Source organism: Nocardia sp. GP40 (genome assembly GCF_050434125.1).
Classification (GTDB): Bacteria; Actinomycetota; Actinomycetes; order Mycobacteriales; family Mycobacteriaceae; genus Nocardia; species Nocardia albiluteola.
In genome coordinates this window covers 839,731-860,374 of the sequence record NZ_JBNPVW010000003.1, presented here as the reverse complement: position 1 = coordinate 860,374, position 20,644 = coordinate 839,731, and the positions used below count along the sequence as shown (strand labels likewise).

Here is a 20,644-nt window from a genome sequence, read left to right as displayed (position 1 = left end):
AGGTGCGTAACGCGTTCGACGGTTCGGCGGGCGGTTTGTCCAAGATCGTCTGTATGGTGTGAGCGCCCGATTCATATGGAAGGACAGTGGTGCGTACACCTTTGCGGATGGTTGTTGTCGGTCTGGCCCTGGCGGCCGGCGGCGTGAATGTGGCGGCGCAGGCCGCGCCGGTCGCGACGCCGGTGGCGGAGCCGATCATCGTCGGAACCGATGGGAACGGGCAGTCGCAGACGCTGTCCGTCGGTCAGGAGCTGGCGGTGGCGCTGCCGGACACCCCGTCCTCGGGATATGTCTGGGCGCTGAGCCCGGTCGACCAGCGGGTGCTGCATCAGGAGGGCGCGCCGCAGTTCCGCGGGACGAACCCGATGCCCGGGGCGGCCGGGACCTCGGTGTGGACCTTCACCGCCGCGGCCCCGGGTACCACGACCATCACGCTGTCCTCGGTGCGCCCGGGTTCGGCTCCGGCGCAGACGTTTACGGAGAAGGTCACCGTCCGCTAGCACGGATCCGGAACTCGCCCACCGCTGTCGCCTAGTGCGCGGCGGTGGGCGGCAGTACGGCGCGCAGCCTGCGCAGCGACTCGTGCAGTTGCGCAAGTTCCGGCTCGCTCAGGGCGGCGCCGAAGATTTCCCCGAACATCCTGTCCAGCACGGCATTCGATCGCTGCAGCAGGTCCTGGCCCGCCGGGGTGAGCGCCACGATCGATGACCGGCGATCGTCCGGATTCACTTGCCGCGCGCACAGCCCCTGGGCCACCAGTCGATCCACTGCCTTGCTCGCGCCGCCGATGGTGATCACCAGCGCGGCGGCGACATCCTGAACCCGGCTCGGTGTGGTGCTTGCGACCGCCCGCAGCGACGAGCAGATGATGATGGGTGTGCCCAGCTCCGCCCGCAGGCGCGCGTCGGCCAGGTTCCAGAGTTCGATCTGGCAGCGAACCAGATCGTCGAACATCGCCCACCGATCCGTCATGTGTCCTACCTCACAATCCTTGATATAGATTCCTAGGAATTTAGTTTCCGGGAATTATGTTCTTGGGAATGTTATCGCAGTCCGGGATGCCGGGAACGAGGAGGAGTCCACTATGAGCAAGGCGCAGCGCGCGGCGGTCCATCAGGCGGTTCGGGATTACGAGCTCGACTTCAGCGGCGACCTGGCGGTGGCGCGGCAGAGACTCCACGAATTGCAAACCTCCAGACCGCTTCCCGAGGATGTGCGGATCGCGCCGACCGAGCTGGGCGGGGTGCCCGCGGTCGCGGTGACGATCGACGGCATCGATGGCCCGAATGTGGTGCTGCACTTCCACGGTGGCGGCTATGTCGCCGGATCCGCCTCCGATGCGGCCCCTTTGGTCTCGGAGCTGATCCGGCACGCGCGGGCGCGGGCGGTGTCGGCCGATTACCGGCTGGCGCCCGAGCATCAGTACCCGGCCGCGGTGGACGACGCGCTCGCCGCCTATCGGGCGTTGCTGGACAGCGGGGTCCCCGCATCCCGCATCGCGTTCGCGGGCGAATCGGCCGGAGGCAATCTGGTGCTGGCCACGCTGCTGGCGGCCAAGGCGGCCGGGGTGCCGCAGCCTGCGGCGGCGGTCGTGCTGTCGGCCTGGGTCGACATGACCAACAGTGCTGACAGCATGAACTCACGCAAGGCCATCGACCCGTCGCTGACCCCGGCCGATCTCGCCGTCTGCGCGGAGCGCTACGTGGGCGCCGCCGACCGCACCGATCCCCTGATCAGTCCGCTGTTCGGCGATCTCACCGGGCTCGCGCCGCTGCTGATCCAGGTAGGCGGCGACGAGATCCTGCTCGACGATTCGACCCGGCTCGCCGCCCGTGCGGCGTCGGCGAACGTCCCGGTGCAACTGGATGTCACCCCGGAGGTGCCGCACGTCTTCCAGGGCATGTCGGCGGTCCTGGACGAGGCCGGCGCGGCGCTGGACCGCGTCGCGATCTTCCTGCAGCGGAACTGGACGGAAGCGGCTGCGGCGTAGCGGCTCCCCGGGAGAGGTCGGGCCGGTTCGGTCGCGCACGGACGCGGTGCCGGACCGCATCGCAGGCGTTACCGCGCTCGTCGCGAGCGAAAGCGGCCGCGGCACAGCAACTCTTGCTGGACCGTCGGTCGACAGCAGGACTTCGTCCTGGGCCGGGGCGATTCCGGGTGCGCGCGGATGTGCTCCGAGTCGGACCGGCCGCGCGCGACGCGGCCCCGGATGCGAGGCTGAAGCCATGCGTGTCGTGGTGGCGAACAGGGGCGAGGTGGCGGTCCGGATTCTGCGGACCGCCCGGGAATGCGGATATTCGACGCTGGTGCTGCACACCGTCGAGGAGTCCGCGAGCCTGGCGGTGCGGCTGGCGCAGGACACGGTGGAGTTGCCCGGCGGCGGCGCCGCCGCGTATCTCGATATCGCTGCCGTGGTGGCCGCCGCGCGCAAGGCCGGGGCCGGGTCGCTGGTCCATCCCGGATACGGATTCCTCAGCGAGAGTGCTGATTTCGCGCAGGCCTGCGCCTCGGCCGGGCTCGTGTTCGTGGGTCCGGATCCGCGGGTGCTGCGGAGCTTCGGCGACAAGGTCGCCGCGCGCGCCGCGGCCGATGCGGCCGGTGTCGCGGTGATCCCGGCCACGACCGCGGAGGGGGGACAGGCCGCGGTCGCGGCGCTGCTGGCCGCGCATCCCGGCGGCGTGATGATCAAGGCGGCCGCAGGCGGCGGTGGGCGCGGTATGCGCGCGGTGCACGATCCGGCGGGAGTGTCCGAGGCCTACGCCCGCTGCCGGGCCGAGGCGCGCGCGGGATTCGGCGACGACGCGGTCTACGCCGAGGCGCTGGTGACCCACGCTCGCCACATCGAGGTACAGATCGTGGCCGACGGGCGGCGCGCGGCCGCGGTGGGCGACCGCGACTGCAGCGTGCAGCGCCGCCGCCAGAAGCTGCTCGAGGTGGCTCCGGCCCCGAATCTGCCCGCGGCGCTACGGGAACGGCTGCACCGCGACGCCGTCGCGATCGTGGAGTCGGTGGGCTGCCGCGGGGTGGTCACGGTGGAGTTCCTGGTGCGGGGCGAGCAGGCCTGGTTCCTCGAGGTCAATCCGCGCCTGCAGGTCGAGCACACCGTGACCGAGGAGGTCAGCGGGGTGGACCTGGTTGCGGTCCAGTTCCGGCTGGCGCTGGGGGACGCGCTCGAGGAACTGAGCCTGCCCGCCGCCGAACCGCACGGATACGCGGTACAGGCGCGAGTCAACGCCGAACTCGTCGGCGCCGGCGGTGAGCTGCTGCCCAGCACCGGCATCCTGACCCAGTTCGGCGCGCCGACCGGCGCGGGGGTCCGGGTGGATACCGCCGCCTGTCCGGGCATGCGCCAGAGCGCCCGCTTCGATTCGCTGCTGGCCAAGGTCATTGCCCGCGGGGCATCGTATCCCGCTGCGCTGCAACGCTGTTCGGATGCGCTGGCGGAGACGGTGATCGGCGGCGTCGACACCAACGCGGCGCTGCTGCGAGCCGTCTTGGACGAGCTGCCCCGCGCGGAATCGGTGGACACCTCCTGGTTCGAGCGGAACGTAGGCGAACTCCTCACGCACGCAGAGGAATTCGCTCCCATGACCGCGCTGGGGCAGGATGGTGTGCCCGCCGCCGTCGGGGTAGCTCCGACCTCGAGGGAGCACGCACAGCCGCCGGATTCCCGAACGACGGCCCCGGACGCGGATCCGTTGGCCCGGGAGGCGGATTCGTCGGCTCGGGAGGCGGACCCGTCGGCCCCGGCTGGACAGGGGCGGACCGCGGATGAGCACGCTGCGGGCGCGTGGGCGTCAGCCGCGGGAGATCGGGGGCGCGGTCCGAACAAGCAAGTGCCGGACCAGGAAACGCAAACCCTCCTGCCCGACGAACAGCCGCTGCGTACCCCGATGGGTGCGGTTGTCGTCTCCCTAGCCGAGCCTGGGACGGTACTGCCTCCCGGGGCGGAGGCAGCGGTGCTGGAGGCGATGAAGATGCAGCACGTGCTGCGCGCCGAGACGGCCCTGCGGGTGGCGCGGCAGCTGGTCGCGCCCGGCGATGTCGTCGACCCGCACGACATCCTGCTGACCTGGGCCGAGGCCGAACACGACGGCGAGAGCGCCGAGGTCGCGGCCGTGGATCTCGACGCGGAGCGCGCCGACCTCGCGGAGGTCCGGGCACGTCATGCCACGACCGAGGACGCGGCGCGCGGCGAGGCGGTCGCCAAGCGACGGCGGCTGGGGCGGCGCACGGCCCGCGAGAACATCGCCGACGTCGTCGACGACGGCAGCTTCGTCGAATACGGCGCGCTGATGATCGCGGCGCAGCGGGGCCGGCGCGATGCCGCGGATCTGATCGCCAATACTCCCGCCGACGGGCTGGTCGCCGGGGTGGCCACGATCAACGCCGACCGGTTCGGCGGCGAGCGGGCCCGGGCGGTGGTGATGTCCTACGACTACACCGTGCTGGCCGGAACCCAGGGCGTGCGTAATCACGACAAGACCGATCGGATGCTGCACCTCGCACACGAACAGCGGCTGCCCGTGGTGTTCTTCACCGAGGGCGGCGGCGGCCGGCCGGGCGACACCGACCACGGTGGGATCTCGATGCTGGACGTGACCACGTTCCGCGCGATGGGCGCGCTGTCCGGACGGGTGCCGCTGATCGGTGTCGTCTCGGGCCGGTGCTTCGCCGGGAACGCCGCGCTACTGGGCATGTGCGATGTCGTGATCGCCACCCCCGACGCGAACATCGGCATGGGCGGGCCCGCGATGATCGAGGGCGGTGGTCTGGGTGTCTACGCGCCGGAGGACATCGGGCCGATCGAGGTGCAGCGGCGCAACGGTGTGGTGCATCTGGTCGCCGCCGACGAGGCCGAGGCGGTCGATCTGGCCCGTCGCTACCTGGCGTATTTCCAAGGGGCACAGCACGAGTGGGAGGCGCCCGATCCGCGCTTGGCGCGACATGTGGTGCCGGAGAACAGGTTGCGGGCCTTCGACATCCGCGCCGCGATCGAGGCGGTCGCCGATGTCGGATCGGTGCTGGAGGTGCGGCGCGACTGGGGCGTGGGAGCGGTGACCGCGCTGGTCCGGGTCGAGGGGCGGCCGTTCGGGCTGATCGCCAACGACTGTCATCATCTCGGCGGCGCGATCGACGCGCCTGCGGCCGACAAGCTCGGCGCCTTTCTGCGGCTGTGCCAGCTGCACGGCCTGCCGATTGTGTCACTGTGTGACACACCGGGATTCATGGTCGGCCCGGAGGCGGAGAAGGAGGCGACCGTCACCCGATTCAGTCGCCTGTTCATCGATGCCGCGGCGCTGACTGTTCCCTTCGGCACGGTTATCGTGCGCAAGGGTTACGGCCTGGGCGCGCAGGCGATGGCCGCGGGCTCGTTCCGCGCACCGCGGTTCGTGATCGCCTGGCCCACCGGCGAAATCGGCGGCATGGGCCTCGAGGGCGCGGTGCGGCTGGGGTTCGCCAAGGAACTCGCCGCCATCGAGGATCCGGTGGAGCGCGAGGCCGCGTTCAACAATCTGGTCGGCCTGGCGTACGAGAACGGTAAGGCACTTACCGCCGCCACGGTCGGGGAGCTGGACGACGTCATCGATCCCGCGGACACCCGCCGCTGGATAGCCACCCTGCGCTGATCCGGCGTCAGGGGCGGCCGATGCCCGTCGGCGGTGGCGCCGATGCAGACCGTGACGTCGGCTCAGCTGGGCAGCCCGCTGATGCTGTCGCCCAGTGTGAAGGCCGCCGCATTGGCCGTCCGATGGCGGACTCGGCGGGGCGGGCGGTCGGCGTTACCACGCGCAGGAACGCGGTTGTGGCGGCGGCGCAGACGAGAATGGCCGCCGCTACCAGCAGCGCCCGCTGGGGGTGTCGATGTGCAGCCGCGCCGCGGCCGAGGTGCGAGGCAGCAGGTCCGCGGGCACCCAATTGACGTACCCCAGTCGCACCGGCTCGCGCGCCGAGGCCCCGGCGGCGCGGCGGCGCAGGTCCTCGGCCTGCTCCAGCAGGGCCCGCGCGTGTGGCAGCAACTCGGTCCCGGCGCTGGTCAGGGCCACCGTGCGGCGATCGCGGCCGAACAGCCGCACCCCGAGATCTCGTTCCAGGCTCTTGATCTGCTGCGACAGCGACGGGCCCGCGATCAGCAAATGTTTTGCGGCCCGGCCGAAATTCAGTTCCTCGGCGACGGCGAGGAAGTACCGCAGCTGGCGCAGCTCCACGCGGGCGATTCTAGCCGGTGTAGGAGTCTGTACCTCCTGGCCGGGAGATGTCATGTCGCTATACTGCCTGTTCAGAGTGCTGTGGCAGGTTGATTGGTCGGCTAGGTTGGGAGTGGATGGGGTCCCCGCACCCGACCGGCGACCCGTCTGGACACGGAGGTTCCGATGGTCACTACGGCATTGCCTGCCCCGGCTTTGCGGCCGGTCCTGCGGATCGAGGCGGAGCTCGGCGCCCCCGTCGACCTCGGCCAGGATTCTGACGGAAACCGTCGCCGGTTCATCCCGCACGTCGCGGGCACTTTCGCCGGTTCGGGGCTGTCCGGGGCTGTCGTGCCCGGGATGAGCGGGGACCGGCAGATGATTCACCCGGACGGCTCGAGCATCGGGAACCTCCGGGTCGGCCTGCGCACCGAGGCGGGTGCCGCCCTGACCCTGGAGATGCGCGCGACCCGTTACGGTCCGCCTGCGGTGCTCGCGCGGCTGGCCGCCGGGGAGCCGGTCGACCCCTCGGAGTACACATTCCGCGGCGACGCCCGCTTTCAGGTCGCCGCGGACGAGCTGCGATGGCTCGCGCTGGGCGCCTTCGCCGTCGTCGCGGGCCGCGCGGCCACCGGGGTCGCCTTCGAGATTTATCTCATCGAATAGGCTGGGCTACAAGGTATTTCGGTAGATCATCCTCCGAGAGTGGCGGTTCGGGAGCAGATGCTTCCGTGCTGCCGCCCGCTGACCAAGATCTTCTAGGGTCACTGTCATGACCGTATTGCGTTCCATCACGCTTTTCGCCCTGGCCGCTGTCGCCGAGATCGGCGGGGCGTGGCTGATCTGGCAGGGCGTGCGTGAGCACCGGGGCTTGGCCTGGATCGGAGCCGGAGTCATCGCGCTGGGCGTGTACGGGTTCGTCGCCACCCTGCAGCCCGATGCCAACTTCGGGCGCATCCTCGCCGCCTACGGCGGAGTCTTCGTCGCCGGTTCACTGCTGTGGGCAATGGCCCTGGACGGGTTCCGGCCCGACCGCTGGGACATCACCGGCGCCGCGATCTGCCTGATCGGTGTCGCGACCATCATGTACGCACCGCGTGGCACCTAGAATCCGACGAAGTTCGGGCGGCCGGTCCGAGTCATCCCATCCGGCTGGTGAACTGGTTCAGGTCGAAATAGTCGCGCCAGGCGGTGATCCTGCCGTCCCTGACCTCGAACGTCCCCATGACCGGGAGCTCGAAAGACCTGTCGGGGAGCGTGAACACATCCACTCGCTCGGTCATCACGACCGGACCACTGGCCGCGATGTTGACGATGCGGAAGTCGATGCCCATGATGCCTGGCGCGCCAGGGCGGATGAACGAGGCGATGTTGTCGGCGATCGCCTCCCTGCCGATGACCGGTGCCATCGGGATGTTGTGGTAGACCGCGTCGTCCGTGAAGAATGCGGCGAGGTCACCGACCCCGGCATCGTCGGACCACGCCGCGCAGAACCTGCGCACCACCTCGATCGGGCTGTCCATCGGGCTCCCTCCTGGGCAATGATCAGATCGTATGCCACGCCCTCCCCGCCTCCATGGCCGCAATCGCCGAACGCAGTGAAATGCCGCATCCAGCGGTCTTCGAGGCGAGCAGTGACGAATTTCGCAGCCGGTGGGCCGCCCACAACGTCCGCTTCCACCGCACCGGCAACTCCTCGCCTCAAGCATGGCCGCAAGAGCTTCCACGGTCTCCGGCCGGGGTGGATTCGGATCATGCCGGGGCGGCAAGGCCTCGGAGCGGTCCGAATCAGCCTGCAGGATCAGTTTGTACAGCGGTTCCGCGAACGGTGCACCGGAGTGCACGTCGACCGACACCCGCGCGATCCCGCCCTCGCCTCTGGAATGGGTGATGGGATACAGCAATTCGCCGATCCGACCGACTCTCACGCGTGAACAATAGCCACACCGTCGAATCCGTCGCCCCCGCTCGGGCCCGCCACCACTGAGAAACCAATGGGCCCATCGGGGTGTGCCCGGATTCGTGGCCGGTGTGTGACCCCCCGTCGCATCGCCCGAGGTGGGCCGGAGAAGGGCATGCCGGAGCGGTGGGCGGTGGGCGGTGAGCGAATCTTCCGGTGCGATCGGCGCCGCGAGATTCGGATTTTTCCCGCGAATCCGGTGCGGTGTGGACCATGCTGGATGGCGCATCCATCGTTTCGCGACGCTGCGGAGGAGATCATGGACACCTCGGCACCGCATCTGACCAGGACCCTCACACTGGGACCGGTCGTGCTGTTCGGCCTGGCATATATGGCGCCGATGATCGTGCTCGGCACGTTCGGGGTGCTGGACGAGGACTCCGGCGGAGTGGTCCCCACCGCGTATCTGCTCGCACTGGTGGCGATGTTGTTCACCGCCACCAGCTACGGGCGGCTGGCGGCGGCGTTTCCGGTGGCCGGCTCGGCCTACACCTACACGCGCCGCACGATCGACTCCCGGGTCGGGTTCCTGGTCGGGTGGGCGGTGCTGCTGGACTACTTCTTCATCCCGATGGTGATCTGGCTGATCGGGGCGGCCTACCTGAACGGGCAGTTCCCGAGCGTGCCGGCGTGGGTGTGGATTCTGTTGTTCATCGTGCTGACCACGGTGCTGAACGTGCTCGGTATCAAGGTGGCCGCGAATGTGAATCTGCTGCTGATGGCGATGCAGGTGCTGGTGCTGGTCTTCTTCGTGCTGCTGTCGTTCGGGCACATGAGCAATGCCGGCGGGTTCGGGGCGATCTTCTCGGCCCATGCGTTCTGGCACGGGGGCACCTCGGTATCCAAGGTGGCGGCGGGCGCCGCGGTCGCGGCGTACTCGTTCCTGGGATTCGATGCGATCACCACCCTCACCGAGGAAACCACCGATGCGCGGCGGACCATTCCGCGCGCGATCGTGCTGGTGACAGTGATCGGCGGGGTGATATTTGTGATCGCCTCGTACGCCACGCAATTGGTCGCATCGGGGGTGCATGTCGCCAGCGCCGACACCGCCGCCTCCGATATCGCCAAGGTGATCGGCGGGCGTCTGTTCGGCGCGATATTCCTTGCCGGGCTGGTCGTTACACAGTTCGCCTCGGGAATCGCCGCGCAGGCCAGTGCCTCTCGGCTGCTCTATGCGATGGGGCGCGACGGCGTGTTGCCGCGCAGGGTATTCGGGTTCGTGCATCGCGGATTCCACACGCCGGTGTTCAATATCGGCGCGGTCGGCGTCGTCGGGATCATCGCGGTCTGGCTGAATGTCAGCGAGTCGACCGGGTTCATCAACTTCGGCGCGTTCACCGCGTTCACCTTCGTCAACCTGTGCGTGATCGCGATGGCGATCCGCAATCGCACGCTGGGCAGCGTACGCGGGGTGCTCCTGGGCCTGGTCGCCCCGCTCATCGGTGCGGGCGTGGACGTGTGGCTGCTGACGAATCTGGACCGGATCGCGATCGTCCTGGGGCTGAGCTGGCTCGGCGTCGGCATCGTCTACCTGGTGGTGCTCACCCGCGGGTTCCGGGTCGCGCCCCCGGAGGTGTCCCCGGTGGCGAAGGATGCGGCGCTCGAGACCGAGGAGAGTCTGCCGTGATGCCGTCCGGAATCGGCACGGTGCAGTGTGAAAGCGTTGTCCGAGTAGGAGATCGGGGGCGTGTGGGAAGGAGTCGGAGATGTCGGAGACGATGCAAGCGGTGATCTGTTGCGGGCCGGAGGATTACCGGCTCGAGGAGGTGCCGGTGCCGGTCCCCGGGCCGGGGGAGGCGCTGGTGCGGGTGGAGGCCGTGGGGATCTGTGCGAGCGATCTGAAGTGCTATCACGGCGCGGTCAAGTTCTGGGGTGACCAGACTCGTCCGGCGTATGTGGAGGCGGGGGTGATCCCGGGACACGAATTCGTCGGGGAGATAGTGCAAGTCGACGCCGCGGGCTCCGAACGCTGGGGCGTGGCGGCGGGGGACCGGGTGGTGTCCGAGCAGATCGTGCCGTGCTGGAGCTGCCGGTACTGCCTGCGTGGGCAGTACCACATGTGCCGGCGCAACGCGGTCTACGGATTCAAGCATCGCACCCTGGGCGCGATGGCCGAGTACATGGTCTTCCCCGCGGAGGCGCTGGTGCACAAGGTGTCTCGTGAGATCGAGGCCCCGCACGCCGCGTTCGCCGAGCCGCTGTCGTGTTCCCTGCACGCGGTCGAACGGGCCGGGATCACCTTCGACGACGTCGTCGTGGTCGCGGGCTGCGGGCCGATCGGGTTGGGCATGATCGCCGGGGCCGCGGCCAAGCATCCGGCGCGGGTGATCGCGCTCGACATGGCCCCGGACAGACTGGCCGTGGCCCGAGAGTGCGGTGCGGACACCGTGATCGACATCCGCGCTCAGGATGCCGTGGCCGTCGTCGCCGATCTCACCGATGGCTACGGCGCGGACGTCTACCTCGAGGCCTCCGGGCATCCGTCGGCGGTCCCGCAGGGCCTGAACCTGTTGCGCAAACAGGGAACCTACGTCGAGTACGGCGTATTCGGCAGTGCCGCAACGGTCGACTGGAGCATCATCGGCGACGACAAGGAGCTCGACATCCGCGGCGCCCATCTCGGCCCGCACTGCTGGCCCGCCGCGATCCGCATGCTCGAATCCGGCGTGCTGCCGATGAACAAGATCTGCACCCATCAGCTCCCGCTCGCGGAGTTCCAGAAGGGCCTGGATCTGGTCTCGAGCGGCGCCGAGTCGGTGAAGGTCACATTGATGCCGAACTGATCGCATGCCGGATCGCCGGGATATGCGAAGACACGCCGGTAGCGGGCGGGATGTGTGGGACGATGTACTGATCGAGTCTCCAGGTGTAGGTATTACTCGGCGTGTCGGCGACGTACGCTTGCGCGGTTGGTGATGGTTGTACACATGGTGTGGGAACCGTTCTACGCTGGAAATGGACGGCTTACGCCCTGGCGCTAGGGAGCTCATGGAAAATGCGCGTGTGCCGCGGCCGGTGTATCGGCGGGCCCGGTTCGCAGACCTGGACGACATCGCGGCCCTCGAGGCCGAGGTGTTCAATGAGCCGTACCTGTTCCTGATGCTGCGCCAGCTGTTCGATTTGCACGGATCCGAATGGCTCGTCGCCGAAATGGACAATGCGGTCATCGGATACGCGCTCACCCTGGAGAAGGGCGGCCGGGCGCTGCTGTTCACCTTCGCGGTCGCCAAGCACCTGCAGGGCCGAGGCTACGGCCGGGCGCTGCTGGAGCGGGCGCTCGAGAGCTGCGCCGAGATCGGCGCGGACGTGATGTACCTGACGGTGCGCCCCGACAACCACCCGGCCTCGAACCTGTTCAAACAGGCCGGATTCGTCTTCACCGAACACGACGATCAGTACTTCGGTCCCGGAGAGCCGCGCGACCTCTTCGAATACAAATTGCAGGGCGGCGCCGGGCTGTCCGCGGTGCGCTCGGGCGATTCCGCGGCCCCCTGATCGACCGAGATCAATCCGCTACCGGCCGTTGGTATTACAGTCTTAGACTCTCCGCGTATGGACGATATCGAACCGTGGGTTGCCTCGGCATCGACCTGGATCATCAGGCAGGCAAGGAGATACGCGCCCGAGGTGGATGCCGCGGGCAACGACGAACCGGCATTGCTGGACACGTTCGACGGTCATGTCGAGGCCGTGCTGGCCCATTTCAATCCGCCCATCGAACGCCGGCAAACCGCGGGACTCGTCTTCGCGAACCTCTACTCGGCCGCGCGCAAGCCCGAGGATGACGAAGAGGGCTGGCGGGTGCCCAGCGCGCTGCTCGCGGCGTTCCTGGCCGCCGAGGCCCAATTCCGGGGGCCGCTGCGCCTGAACACCCGCCAGAACGCCCTGCTGGCAGAGGAATTCGAGGATCTCGCCGCGCAGTTGTCCGCGCTGGCACTGCCCGCGCACGCGGCGCGCGCCTACCGCCGTGCCGCGGCGCTGTACCGGATCATCGAGGACAACGACGCCCAGGACCGCTGCGGACTGGCACTGTCCCGAGCCCGCACTCGGTCCCTGCCGCGCGGCGGCCGCAAGCTACTGGGCCAGTTCTCGGATGTGCTGTGCGGCTATGGATATCGGCCGTTCCGGCTGCTGGGGTGGGTGGGCGTGCAATTGGTCGCGTTCGCCGTGCTCGGCCTGGCCCTGGCCGGTACTTCCACGGCCACCGAGGCGATCTACATGGTCGCCACCTGCTTCCTGAACCCGTTGGGCCCCGGCGACACCGATCATCTGCACGCGGCCGCCCGCCCGCTGTTCGCGATCGAATCCTGGGCCGGCACCGTGTCCATGTCGGTCTTCTTCGCCCTGCTGGTCCGGAAGTGGTTCCGGCTGTAGGGCAGTCACCAGCTCTGGTCGAATTCCTTGTGCCGCAAGGCATACAGCGTGGCGATGGAGATGTTGTCGCGCAGGCGGTCGCGCAGCGTGGTCCACTGCCGGGTGAATCCGGGATCGGACTGCAGATCGCGCCACAGCGCACGCAGCGCGGCGGGGGTGTGGGCGCCGGGCATCCACAGGCCGGTGAAATGCTGCACCAGGGGTGCCAGGGCCTCCAGGCGGTCCTGGCCGGCGCCGAACCGGTCGGCCTCGTCCAGCGCGTCGGCCACCACGGTCAGCAGCCAATCGTGGGCGGCGAGGTCCTCGCAGAACCGTTGCGCCGCATCGAGGTCGGACTCCTTGCGCACGACCAGCCGGACGGTGCGGACGTTGTCCTCGTCCAGCCGCATCTGCACCGTGGGCCCGGCGGCGCCACCGACCAGGGCGGTCCAGCGCAGGCGGGTGGTGCCGGCCTGCACCGGCGGTGACTGATCCAGCCGGGGATCGGTGCGGATCCGCCCCAGCAGCCGCCTGCTGATCGAGGCCAGATCCAGCACCTCACCGTCCCCGGTGTCGGGTGCGGGACCGAGTTCCGCGTCGTCGTCCGGATCGGGCAGATACCCTTTCGCCAAAGCCGCACTGGCCGTGCCGCGTTCCGCTGGAAGGACGTCGAGGACCTCCGTGACGGCCTTGCGGCTGACGTAGTGCGACCACGGCTGGCGCCGCCGGTCCCCGCTGCGCACGATCTGGGTGTGCACCGAGGACTGCAGGATCCGGCCGCCGGCCAGCACGACCCTGGTGCCGACGGTGCCGACGATCTGCGCCCGATCCCGTTCTCGTCGGTTGCGGGCACGGTAGGCGGCGCTGTCCTGCGGACTCAACCGCAGCGCGAGATCGCAGTCCACGCCGATCGCGGTGGTCGGAGACACCGCCAGCGTGCTCGGGCGGGCGCGCCAGGACACCGCGCGTCCGGGCATCAGCGCCAGCAACTCGTCGGCGTGGGTGCGGTCCAGGGCGGACGCCGACGGGGCCAGGCAGGTACTCACCTCGCCGAGCACGACGAGGGGTGTGGGCGACGGCATCGCTAGGACCCGTCCAACAGCAGATGCGACTGCCGCTCGCTGACCTTCGCGGACACCGGAATGCCCTCGGCCGCACCGGCGGTCACGATCTGGTCGGTGACATCCTCGTCCAGGTCCAGGTGGTCCAGGATCACCCGGACCGCGTGCTCGATCTCGATGTAGCGCTTGGGCAGCATCGACAGGGTCTGGTAGGCCGCGAACGGCTGTGCGTCGCTGTGCAATTGAATCACCGGGGGAACGTCGGCCCAACGCTGCGGCCAGGCCGAATCCGGCAGGTTCGCACCATCTTTCAGGCCGGAGCCGTCCCACTCGGGCGCCGGTTCGGGCTCCGTCAGCACGTGCGGCTGCGGCACCACGACGGGTTCGCCGTTGTGTCGCAGCATCCCCAGTCGCAGCAGATGCCACACCGCCGCGAGGAACGGGCACGACCAGCGGGTCTGTTCGGCGCCGTCGACCACCGCCCGGCTCCACAGCTCGACATCGATGAATATGGTGTGCTCGTATTCGCTGAATGCCTTGGGCGGCACATAGATCCGAGGCCGCATCGCCTGCGTCGGCTCCGATATCGAAGACCGCCGCCCGTTGCACAGCCAGCCGGATTCGGCCGTGGGCGGGCGTCCGCCGTTGTCGTCGGGGGCGGGCTCGGGCACCAGGCGCGCGGCCACCATCTCGGCCACCGGAATCGGCTCGCCCAGCGGCACCCCGTCGGCGAAGATCGAGGTCTGCGCGCATGCGGACTCCCGGGCCAGATAGTCGATTCGCAGCCCCACCTCCCTGGCCGCCTTCAACAGGCGCGGAAGGACTTTCGCCGGATTGCGCGCGGTATCGCTGTCGTCCAGGAAGTAGTCGTCGATCAGGTAGCAGGTGCTGATCCGCGGCTCGGTCTCGAACTGGATCCGTGCGGATTCGGTGAACGCGGCCACCAGCGGGACGATGCGGCGGAACTCCGCGCGGATGCTGTCCGGATCCTCGACGATCGACTTCAGCGTGAAGTGCCCCACCTCGATCGACAAGTGCGACAATGGGACCGGTGCGATCCGTGGTCGTTCGGTAGCTTCGCTGTATCCCTCGAGCATGTGATCACAGCCTTCTCCAGGTGGCGTTGTCGACCAGTCGACGAGCCAGCTCGGCATAGGCCAGCGCGGTCTCCTCGTTGGCGATGTGGGCGTTGACGTCGGCGTCGAGAATGATCTGTTCGCGCCACTGCAGAACGGGTTCCATCGGGGTCGCCCCGAGCATGTAGGTGGCGCCGAGTTCGTTGCTGTTGGCCAGCTGCCGCAGCGCCTTGTCCTGCTCGTCGAGCCACGCGGCCTGCGCGGGACGCTGACCGATCGGATGGGCCGAGGCGTCCGGCACCGCGGTGCGGATGTAGCGGATCGACTCGAGCAGCTCCTCGCGGTCGTGCCCGTACGCCTCGCCCATCTCGAGGAGTCCGTGCTTGCCGTGCACCAGCCCCGAGGCGGCGAGGATGTGCTGGCGGGTCCAGCGGTGGAACACCAGCCAGCGCGCGGTCCGGCCGCGCAGCGGCGCCATCGCGGTGGCGTGCAGGGCGATCTCCAGCGCCGCGGAGCGACCCGCGCTCAGATCGACGATGACGACCTTGAACTCCTGCTCGAGCTCCAGCAGCAGCTGCACGCAGCGCTGCACGATCGCGTCGTCGCGGCTGAGGAACTCCGCGCCGCCCTGATCCCCGGGCAGCAGGATCAACCGGCTCAGGCGCGGGCCGCGGCGCATGGCGACGCGGTCGGTGGTCGCGGCCACGTCCACGCGGGCGACCGTGCCGTGCTGGCCGAGCAGATACGAGTGCACCCCGCCGCGGGCCACCCCGCGTTCCACGGAACTGACCTCGAACAGCGCACCGGCCGTGGGGGATCCGAAGTCGAAGTCGACATAGGCGACGGACTGATTGGTCAGGCACAGCCGGTAGGCCAGATTGCAGCTGGTCACCGAGCGTCCGGTGCCGCCCTTGTCGGAGGTCGAGAAAACGAGCACTGTGCTGTCCTCACCGCCCCGCGTCTTCGCGGGCATTGGCCAACTCGTCCAGCTGCTCGAGCGCCCGGACGGCCAGACTGAACGAGGTACCCGGCCTGCGGCGCAACAGGATTCGGGCCCGATCGAGCGATTGCTCGATGCGATCCAGCTCGACGCGCTTGGCCGACTGGTCCTCGTCGCTGACCTCGAGCCGTTCCCGGTTGAGCAGGTCGTCCGCCTCACGCAGCAGCTCCTGCGCGCGGTTGATCATGGGCGACGGCGCGGACGGGATCAGGCTGAACGTCTCGTAGGCGACGACCAGGCATTCCATCACCCGTTCGGTGAGGAACCACGACGGGCGATCCGTATCGGGCGGGCCGTCCTGCCCCATCATCACCCCGCTGTCGTCCCACAGGCCGCGCGCGGCACCCTCGCGCAGCGTGCGGCCGTCGATGTGGTCCATGGTGGCCTCGGCCAGGGCCATCAGCCGGTCGCGCAGGCCCACGTCGACCACCACGCGCACCGCCTGCAGCGTGCGCTTGAGCATCATCGTCGCGAAATCGGGTACGTACCAGGACAACTGCGGGCCGCCGTCGATGTCCTCGCTGCCCGCCAGCCGCATGCGCACGCCCGGATAGTGCAGGCGGGCGGCCTGATCGTCCACGGTGGGGCGGCTGATGATGCGCCCGCGCCGGGCCAGCTGGTCCAGCACGTCCACGGTGCGCTCGAGATCGTCGGTGCTCTTGCGGGCCACCAGATCCTGGATCAGGATGGCGGCGACCACGAGGCTGAAGTAGTCCGATTCCTCCCCGTCGGAGGTGCGCCACGGGATGTCCTCGAGCGGCCAGCGCTCGGTGACGAAGCGGGCCACGGTCGACCAGTAGGTCTGGGCCAGCTCCAGGCGCAGCTGCAGCGCGTCGGCGAGCTGGCGCTGGGTGGTGTCGAGCAGGTCGAGTTCGCGGATGCGCTGGGAATTCAGGTCCACGATGCCGTCCAGGGCCACCATCGTGAAGTACAGGAACGGGCGCGGCTCGGCATGCCCGGTCGCGGAGCCGACGTGGTTGTCGACGATGTCGATCGGGGCGGCGGTGCGCACCACGCCCCAGCCCCAGCCGCATTCGAACAGCCGCCGGTCGTTGGCGATGTCGAACACCTCGGCCTGGGCCAGGCGGATTTCGTTGGCCGCCCGCACCCGCAGCGGTTCCAGCTGTGCCGAGAGCGTCCGGATGACCTCGGGGGTCGGCGCCGCGCCCTGGTTGAGCATGTGCAGGATCGCCAGTCCCGCTTCGGATTCCGGCTCGGTGGTGTGGATGACGAAGCTGCGCACCAGGCCCGTCATCGCGGCCGTGAGCCGGCTGCCGACCTGCTCCTGCAGCTTGCTCATCCGCTCGGTGAACTGCCGCTTGGGCTCGTCGCGCAACAGTCCGGACACCGACCGCTCGTACCCCTTGAGGAAGCGCATCGCGGCGATGCACAGGCTCAACGACATCGAATACGAATCGACGATTTCCACCGACTGCTCATCCGCAGTGGGCGTGCGCTCCTCGGAGCGCAGATAGCTGCCCATCGCGAAGACCGGCTCGTCGTCCTGGTCGGTGTAGCGCTCGATGTACGCCTCGATCAGATTGACCAGCACGCTGCCGATGCGGGTCTCGCTGCCGAACGGGGACAGCGCGTTCTTCGCGTCCTCGGCGATGTCGTCGGGCTGGTCCAGGGTGAACGCGGCCAGCGAGGTCGCCGGGTAGAGCAGGCACAGCAGCTGCTCGGCGTCGCTGATGGAATTGGATCCGTCGCGCCCGCCCCAGATCCAGGTGTCGTCGCGCAGGCAACACTCGAGCACCGCCCGCCACAGATCCAGAAGCTGTTGCCGCGGCCGAATTCTCATCTATCCACTCCTGCCGCCGCGGCGGGAGCTCGGTGGCGCCGATGGGCGCCCAGCTGTGTCGGAATTCGCTCGCTCCCTCATGCCCCCACATCCGGCTCGCCGTGCACATCGACTATCTAGAGTGTGCCCTGCGAAGCAGCCGGGGGCCAACCGAATCGGCCAATTCGCAGGACTGGTCGGTTGCCTTCATGCGGTCGCGCCCTGCGACGAATGGGGCGGCAGGGGCTCAGCGCCGGGTCGGTGGGGGCCGCAGCCCGAGATGCTCACGCAGGGTACTGCCGGTGTACTCGGTCCGATACGAATTGCGTTCCTGCAGTTCGGGAATCAGCCAGTCGACGATCTCGTCGAGCCCGGTGGGCACCAGGTAGGGCGTGATGTTGAAGCCGTGGCTCGCGCCGCGGCGCACCCAACGGGTCAGCTCGTCCGCGACCTGCCCGGGGGTACCGGCGAATCCGGTGCGCTGCGAGGTCTCGATCGCGACCTGGCGCAGCGTGAGGTTCTTCGCCTCGGCCAGCTCGCGCCATGCGCGGGCGATCACGACCGGGTCCTCGCCGTGGCGCGGGGTGCCACGGGTCACCGAAACCGGCAGGGGCACAGGGTCTTCGGCGGGCAACGGCCCGTCGGGGTCGCGATCGGACAGGTCGATGCCCCAGATCTGCCCGACCAGCGAGAGCGCGGTGGGCCCGGTCACCTGGTTCTCCAGCACCCAGCGCACCTTCTCCGGCACCTCGGATTCCTTCTCCGCTAGCACGATCTGGGTGCCGGGCAGGATCTTGATGTCGTCCTCGGGGCGCCCGGCCGCGCGCAGCCGGGCGCGGATATCGTCGGCGAAGCCCAGCGCATCGTCGAAATGCGTGCCGTGCCGGGAGAATATGACCTCGGCGTGCGCGGCGGCGAAATCGCGGCCGCCGGGGGAGTCGCCTGCCTGGAAGACCACCGGATGCTCCTGTGGGCTGCGCGGCAGTGTCGGGGTGATCGATACCCGAAAGTGTTCGGTGTCGCGCTCCACGGGGCGGATCGCGTTCGGTTCGAGCCAGTCGCGGCCGTGCCGGGATCCGGCGATGGCGGTGTCGGACCAGGAGTCCCAGATCGCCCGTGCGGTGGCGACGAATTCGCCCGCGCGTTCGTAGCGCTTGGCATGATCGGCGAAGCCGCCGCGGCGGAAATTCGCACCGGTCCAGGCGTTGTCGGTGGTGACGGCGTTCCAGCCCGCGCGTCCGCCGGACAGCAGATCCAGCCCGGCCAGCCGGCGCGCCAGATCGGCGGGCTCGTTGTAGGTGATGTTCTGGGTGGCGACCAGGCCGATGTGACGGGTGATCCCCGCCAGCGCCGCCAGCTGCGTGATCGCGTCGGGGCGCCCGGCGATGTCGAGATCCAGGATCTTGCCGTCCTGTTCGCGCAGCCGCAGCCCCTCACCGAGGAAGAACGCATCGAACAGGCCCCGCTCGGCGGTACCGATGAGGCGCCGGAAGGTCTCGAAGTCGATCTGCGAGCCGCTGGCCGAGTCGGACCAGATCGTGCTGTGGTTGACGCCCTGGAAGAAGACGCCGAAATGGATTGTCGCGTCGGGGAAACGGTCCTCACTCACTGATGTGGTCCTTCGCGTAGCGGTTGGCCGGGCGGTCCAGTCCGAGATTCGCCCGCAGCGTGCCGCCGGGGACGGGACGATGGGCGACGCCGGTGCGGAACAGCGCCGGGAGCACGGCCCGGGCCAGGACCGGCAGATCCTCGTCGATGACCGCGGGATGCAGGCGCACGCCGTCGACGTGGCGGGACAGCCTGGTGAGCAGTGCGATCAACTCGCCGGGTGCCCCCGAGAAGTGCAGGCGGGCACCGGATTCCGCGGGGCAATGGGCGTTCAGCTCGGCCAGCCTGTCCGCCGCGGGCCGGCCGGGGAGATCCAGCGCGACCTCGAGGTCGACGAAGACCAGTGTGGCACCGGAGGCGCGCTCGGCCGCGGCGATGGCGGTTTCGGGGTCCGGCCCGCTGACCAGGATTACATCGGCCGCACCGAACGATGGTGCGCCGACGCCGGATTCGAGTTCGGACGGGATGGCCTGCCCGGTGCCGAAAACACCGTCGCTGAATACGACGACCTGGCCCTGCGGCGGCCGCGGCACGATGGCCGGCCCCTTCACCGAGAAGCTCTCACCCTCGAAGTCGATGTAGTGCAGTTTGTTTCGATCCAGGAACCGGCCGGTGGTCCAATCGCGGATCACCGCGTCGTCCTCCCACGAGTCCCACAGTCGCCGCGCCACCTCGATGGAATCGCGGTGCTCGCGGCGCAATTCGGGTTCGGTGGTGCGGGGCGGGCGCCCCCAGGCCGCGGCCGCGCCCGGATCGACCGTGGCCAGCCAGCCGGCCCGCCCGCGCGAGGAATAGTCCAGCGTCGCAAGGGCCGAGGCGGTGTGGAACGGCTCGGCGTAGGTGGTGGCCACCGCGGGCACCAGGCCGAGGGTGCTGGTCGTCGCGGCGACGAACGAGGCGCGGGTGGGCGCGTCCACCCGTCCCGCGGGACCGGCGGCGGGCGGCAGGAGGGAATCGGCGAAGGTGGCCAGGGTGAATCCGGCGTTCTCCGCGGCGCTCACCCGGGCCTGCAGGGTCTGTGCGGACAGCAGCCGCGCGGGTTCGTCCGCGGACCGCCGCCACGCGGCGGGATGGTATCCGGCGCCGTCGAGTTCGATCCCTAATGCGAAGCGGCTCATACGTACGACGATCGTCGAACCACACTCGGGCGACCACCCTTTGCCTCTGCGTGATCACAACACTGGTGGCGGCGCGGGGCCGTCGGGGCCATTAGGCTGGCGCCGAGATCATCTGGCGACGAGGAGGATACGGTGGCAAACGGATTCGCGGGATCGGTGGTCCGCACGATGAACAACGGCATACTGGCCCTGATGAAGTCCTCGGCGCTGGGCGGCCGCATGGGCGGTGCCTTCGTCGAGATCAGCTACGTCGGCCGCCGCTCCGGCAAGACGTTCAGCACGCCGGTCAATTACCGCCGCTCCGGTGAGGACATCGTCATCGGTGTCGCCATGCCGGACAAGAAGAGCTGGTGGCGGAACTTCCTCGGTGAGGGCGCCGCCATCACCCTGCGCCTGCACGGTGGCGATCGAACGGGCCACGCCGTGGCCACCCGTGACGACAAGGGACGGGTCACGGTGAAGGTGCGCCTGGATCCGGCGGCCTGAGAGTTAACGGA

18 protein-coding genes and 1 pseudogene are annotated in these 20,644 nt (G+C 69.1%); 10 read left to right on the top strand and 9 right to left on the bottom strand.

Annotated elements, in window-relative coordinates; all coding sequences use genetic code 11:
- Positions 1 to 107 precede the first annotated feature (107 nt).
- Entirely contained in the window at positions 108 to 500 is a 393-nt protein-coding gene (locus ABH933_RS12845) for a protease inhibitor I42 family protein (RefSeq protein ID WP_215921801.1), read from the top strand.
- A gap of 31 nt (positions 501 to 531) precedes the next feature.
- On the opposite strand, the gene ABH933_RS12840 is transcribed toward ABH933_RS12845, so the two are convergent.
- A complete protein-coding gene (locus tag ABH933_RS12840; RefSeq protein ID WP_429417630.1) occupies positions 532 to 972 on the bottom strand; it encodes a MarR family winged helix-turn-helix transcriptional regulator in 441 nt (146 codons plus the stop codon).
- A gap of 112 nt (positions 973 to 1,084) precedes the next feature.
- Between ABH933_RS12840 and ABH933_RS12835 the strand changes: the two genes are divergently transcribed.
- A complete protein-coding gene (locus ABH933_RS12835; protein ID WP_429417627.1) occupies positions 1,085 to 1,990 on the top strand; it encodes an alpha/beta hydrolase in 906 nt (301 codons plus the stop codon).
- A gap of 235 nt (positions 1,991 to 2,225) precedes the next feature.
- Entirely contained in the window at positions 2,226 to 5,630 is a 3,405-nt protein-coding gene (locus ABH933_RS12830; protein WP_429417624.1) for a carboxyl transferase domain-containing protein, read from the top strand.
- Positions 5,631 to 5,861: 231 nt separating this feature from the next.
- Here the strand turns inward: ABH933_RS12830 and ABH933_RS12825 are convergent.
- A pseudogene (locus ABH933_RS12825) lies at positions 5,862 to 6,209 on the bottom strand (LysR family transcriptional regulator); the annotation flags it as partial.
- Between the two features lie 165 nt (positions 6,210 to 6,374).
- Here ABH933_RS12825 and ABH933_RS12820 point away from each other — a divergent pair.
- Complete coding sequence (locus tag ABH933_RS12820) at positions 6,375 to 6,854, top strand: DUF3237 family protein (RefSeq protein ID WP_429417621.1); 480 nt, start codon at positions 6,375 to 6,377, stop codon at positions 6,852 to 6,854.
- 106 nt (positions 6,855 to 6,960) lie between these two features.
- The gene (locus tag ABH933_RS12815) at positions 6,961 to 7,296 is read left to right on the top strand and encodes a YnfA family protein (protein WP_429417618.1); all 336 of its coding nucleotides are present in this window, start codon (positions 6,961 to 6,963) and stop codon (positions 7,294 to 7,296) included.
- A gap of 31 nt (positions 7,297 to 7,327) precedes the next feature.
- On the opposite strand, the gene ABH933_RS12810 is transcribed toward ABH933_RS12815, so the two are convergent.
- The gene (locus ABH933_RS12810; protein WP_215921806.1) at positions 7,328 to 7,711 is read right to left on the bottom strand and encodes a limonene-1,2-epoxide hydrolase family protein; all 384 of its coding nucleotides are present in this window, start codon (positions 7,709 to 7,711) and stop codon (positions 7,328 to 7,330) included.
- A 696-nt stretch (positions 7,712 to 8,407) separates the two neighbouring features.
- Between ABH933_RS12810 and ABH933_RS12805 the strand changes: the two genes are divergently transcribed.
- The 4 genes from ABH933_RS12805 (at position 8,408) to ABH933_RS12790 (ending at position 12,525) form a co-directional block, all read left to right on the top strand.
- Positions 8,408 to 9,778 (top strand): APC family permease, encoded by a 1,371-nt coding sequence (locus tag ABH933_RS12805; RefSeq protein ID WP_429417615.1) that lies wholly within the window; start codon positions 8,408 to 8,410, stop codon positions 9,776 to 9,778.
- A 79-nt stretch (positions 9,779 to 9,857) separates the two neighbouring features.
- Positions 9,858 to 10,934: an alcohol dehydrogenase catalytic domain-containing protein gene (locus ABH933_RS12800; protein WP_429417612.1), complete on the top strand. Its 1,077-nt coding sequence runs from the start codon at positions 9,858 to 9,860 to the stop codon at positions 10,932 to 10,934.
- Positions 10,935 to 11,139: 205 nt separating this feature from the next.
- Entirely contained in the window at positions 11,140 to 11,646 is a 507-nt protein-coding gene (locus ABH933_RS12795; RefSeq protein ID WP_215921810.1) for a GNAT family N-acetyltransferase, read from the top strand.
- Positions 11,647 to 11,703: 57 nt separating this feature from the next.
- A complete protein-coding gene (locus ABH933_RS12790) occupies positions 11,704 to 12,525 on the top strand; it encodes a hypothetical protein (protein WP_429417609.1) in 822 nt (273 codons plus the stop codon).
- A gap of 5 nt (positions 12,526 to 12,530) precedes the next feature.
- On the opposite strand, the gene ABH933_RS12785 is transcribed toward ABH933_RS12790, so the two are convergent.
- The 6 genes from ABH933_RS12785 to ABH933_RS12760 all read right to left on the bottom strand — a co-directional run bounded on the left by ABH933_RS12785 (position 12,531) and on the right by ABH933_RS12760 (position 20,147).
- A complete protein-coding gene (locus ABH933_RS12785; protein WP_429417606.1) occupies positions 12,531 to 13,586 on the bottom strand; it encodes an SCO2521 family protein in 1,056 nt (351 codons plus the stop codon).
- A 2-nt stretch (positions 13,587 to 13,588) separates the two neighbouring features.
- Complete coding sequence (locus tag ABH933_RS12780) at positions 13,589 to 14,662, bottom strand: SCO2522 family protein (protein ID WP_429417603.1); 1,074 nt, start codon at positions 14,660 to 14,662, stop codon at positions 13,589 to 13,591.
- A 4-nt stretch (positions 14,663 to 14,666) separates the two neighbouring features.
- Positions 14,667 to 15,614 (bottom strand): SCO2523 family variant P-loop protein, encoded by a 948-nt coding sequence (locus tag ABH933_RS12775; protein ID WP_429417601.1) that lies wholly within the window; start codon positions 15,612 to 15,614, stop codon positions 14,667 to 14,669.
- Positions 15,589 to 17,442: an SCO2524 family protein gene (locus tag ABH933_RS12770; RefSeq protein ID WP_429417599.1), complete on the bottom strand. Its 1,854-nt coding sequence runs from the start codon at positions 17,440 to 17,442 to the stop codon at positions 15,589 to 15,591. Before ABH933_RS12770 ends, ABH933_RS12775 begins: the two co-directional genes overlap by 26 nt.
- 226 nt (positions 17,443 to 17,668) lie before the next feature.
- Positions 17,669 to 19,030, bottom strand: coding sequence for an NtaA/DmoA family FMN-dependent monooxygenase (locus ABH933_RS12765; protein WP_429417596.1), 1,362 nt, complete (start codon positions 19,028 to 19,030; stop codon positions 17,669 to 17,671).
- Complete coding sequence (locus ABH933_RS12760) at positions 19,023 to 20,147, bottom strand: LLM class flavin-dependent oxidoreductase (protein WP_429417593.1); 1,125 nt, start codon at positions 20,145 to 20,147, stop codon at positions 19,023 to 19,025. Before ABH933_RS12760 ends, ABH933_RS12765 begins: the two co-directional genes overlap by 8 nt.
- A gap of 132 nt (positions 20,148 to 20,279) precedes the next feature.
- Between ABH933_RS12760 and ABH933_RS12755 the strand changes: the two genes are divergently transcribed.
- Positions 20,280 to 20,633, top strand: coding sequence for a hypothetical protein (locus ABH933_RS12755; RefSeq protein ID WP_429417591.1), 354 nt, complete (start codon positions 20,280 to 20,282; stop codon positions 20,631 to 20,633).
- The last annotated feature ends 11 nt before the right edge of the window (positions 20,634 to 20,644 follow it).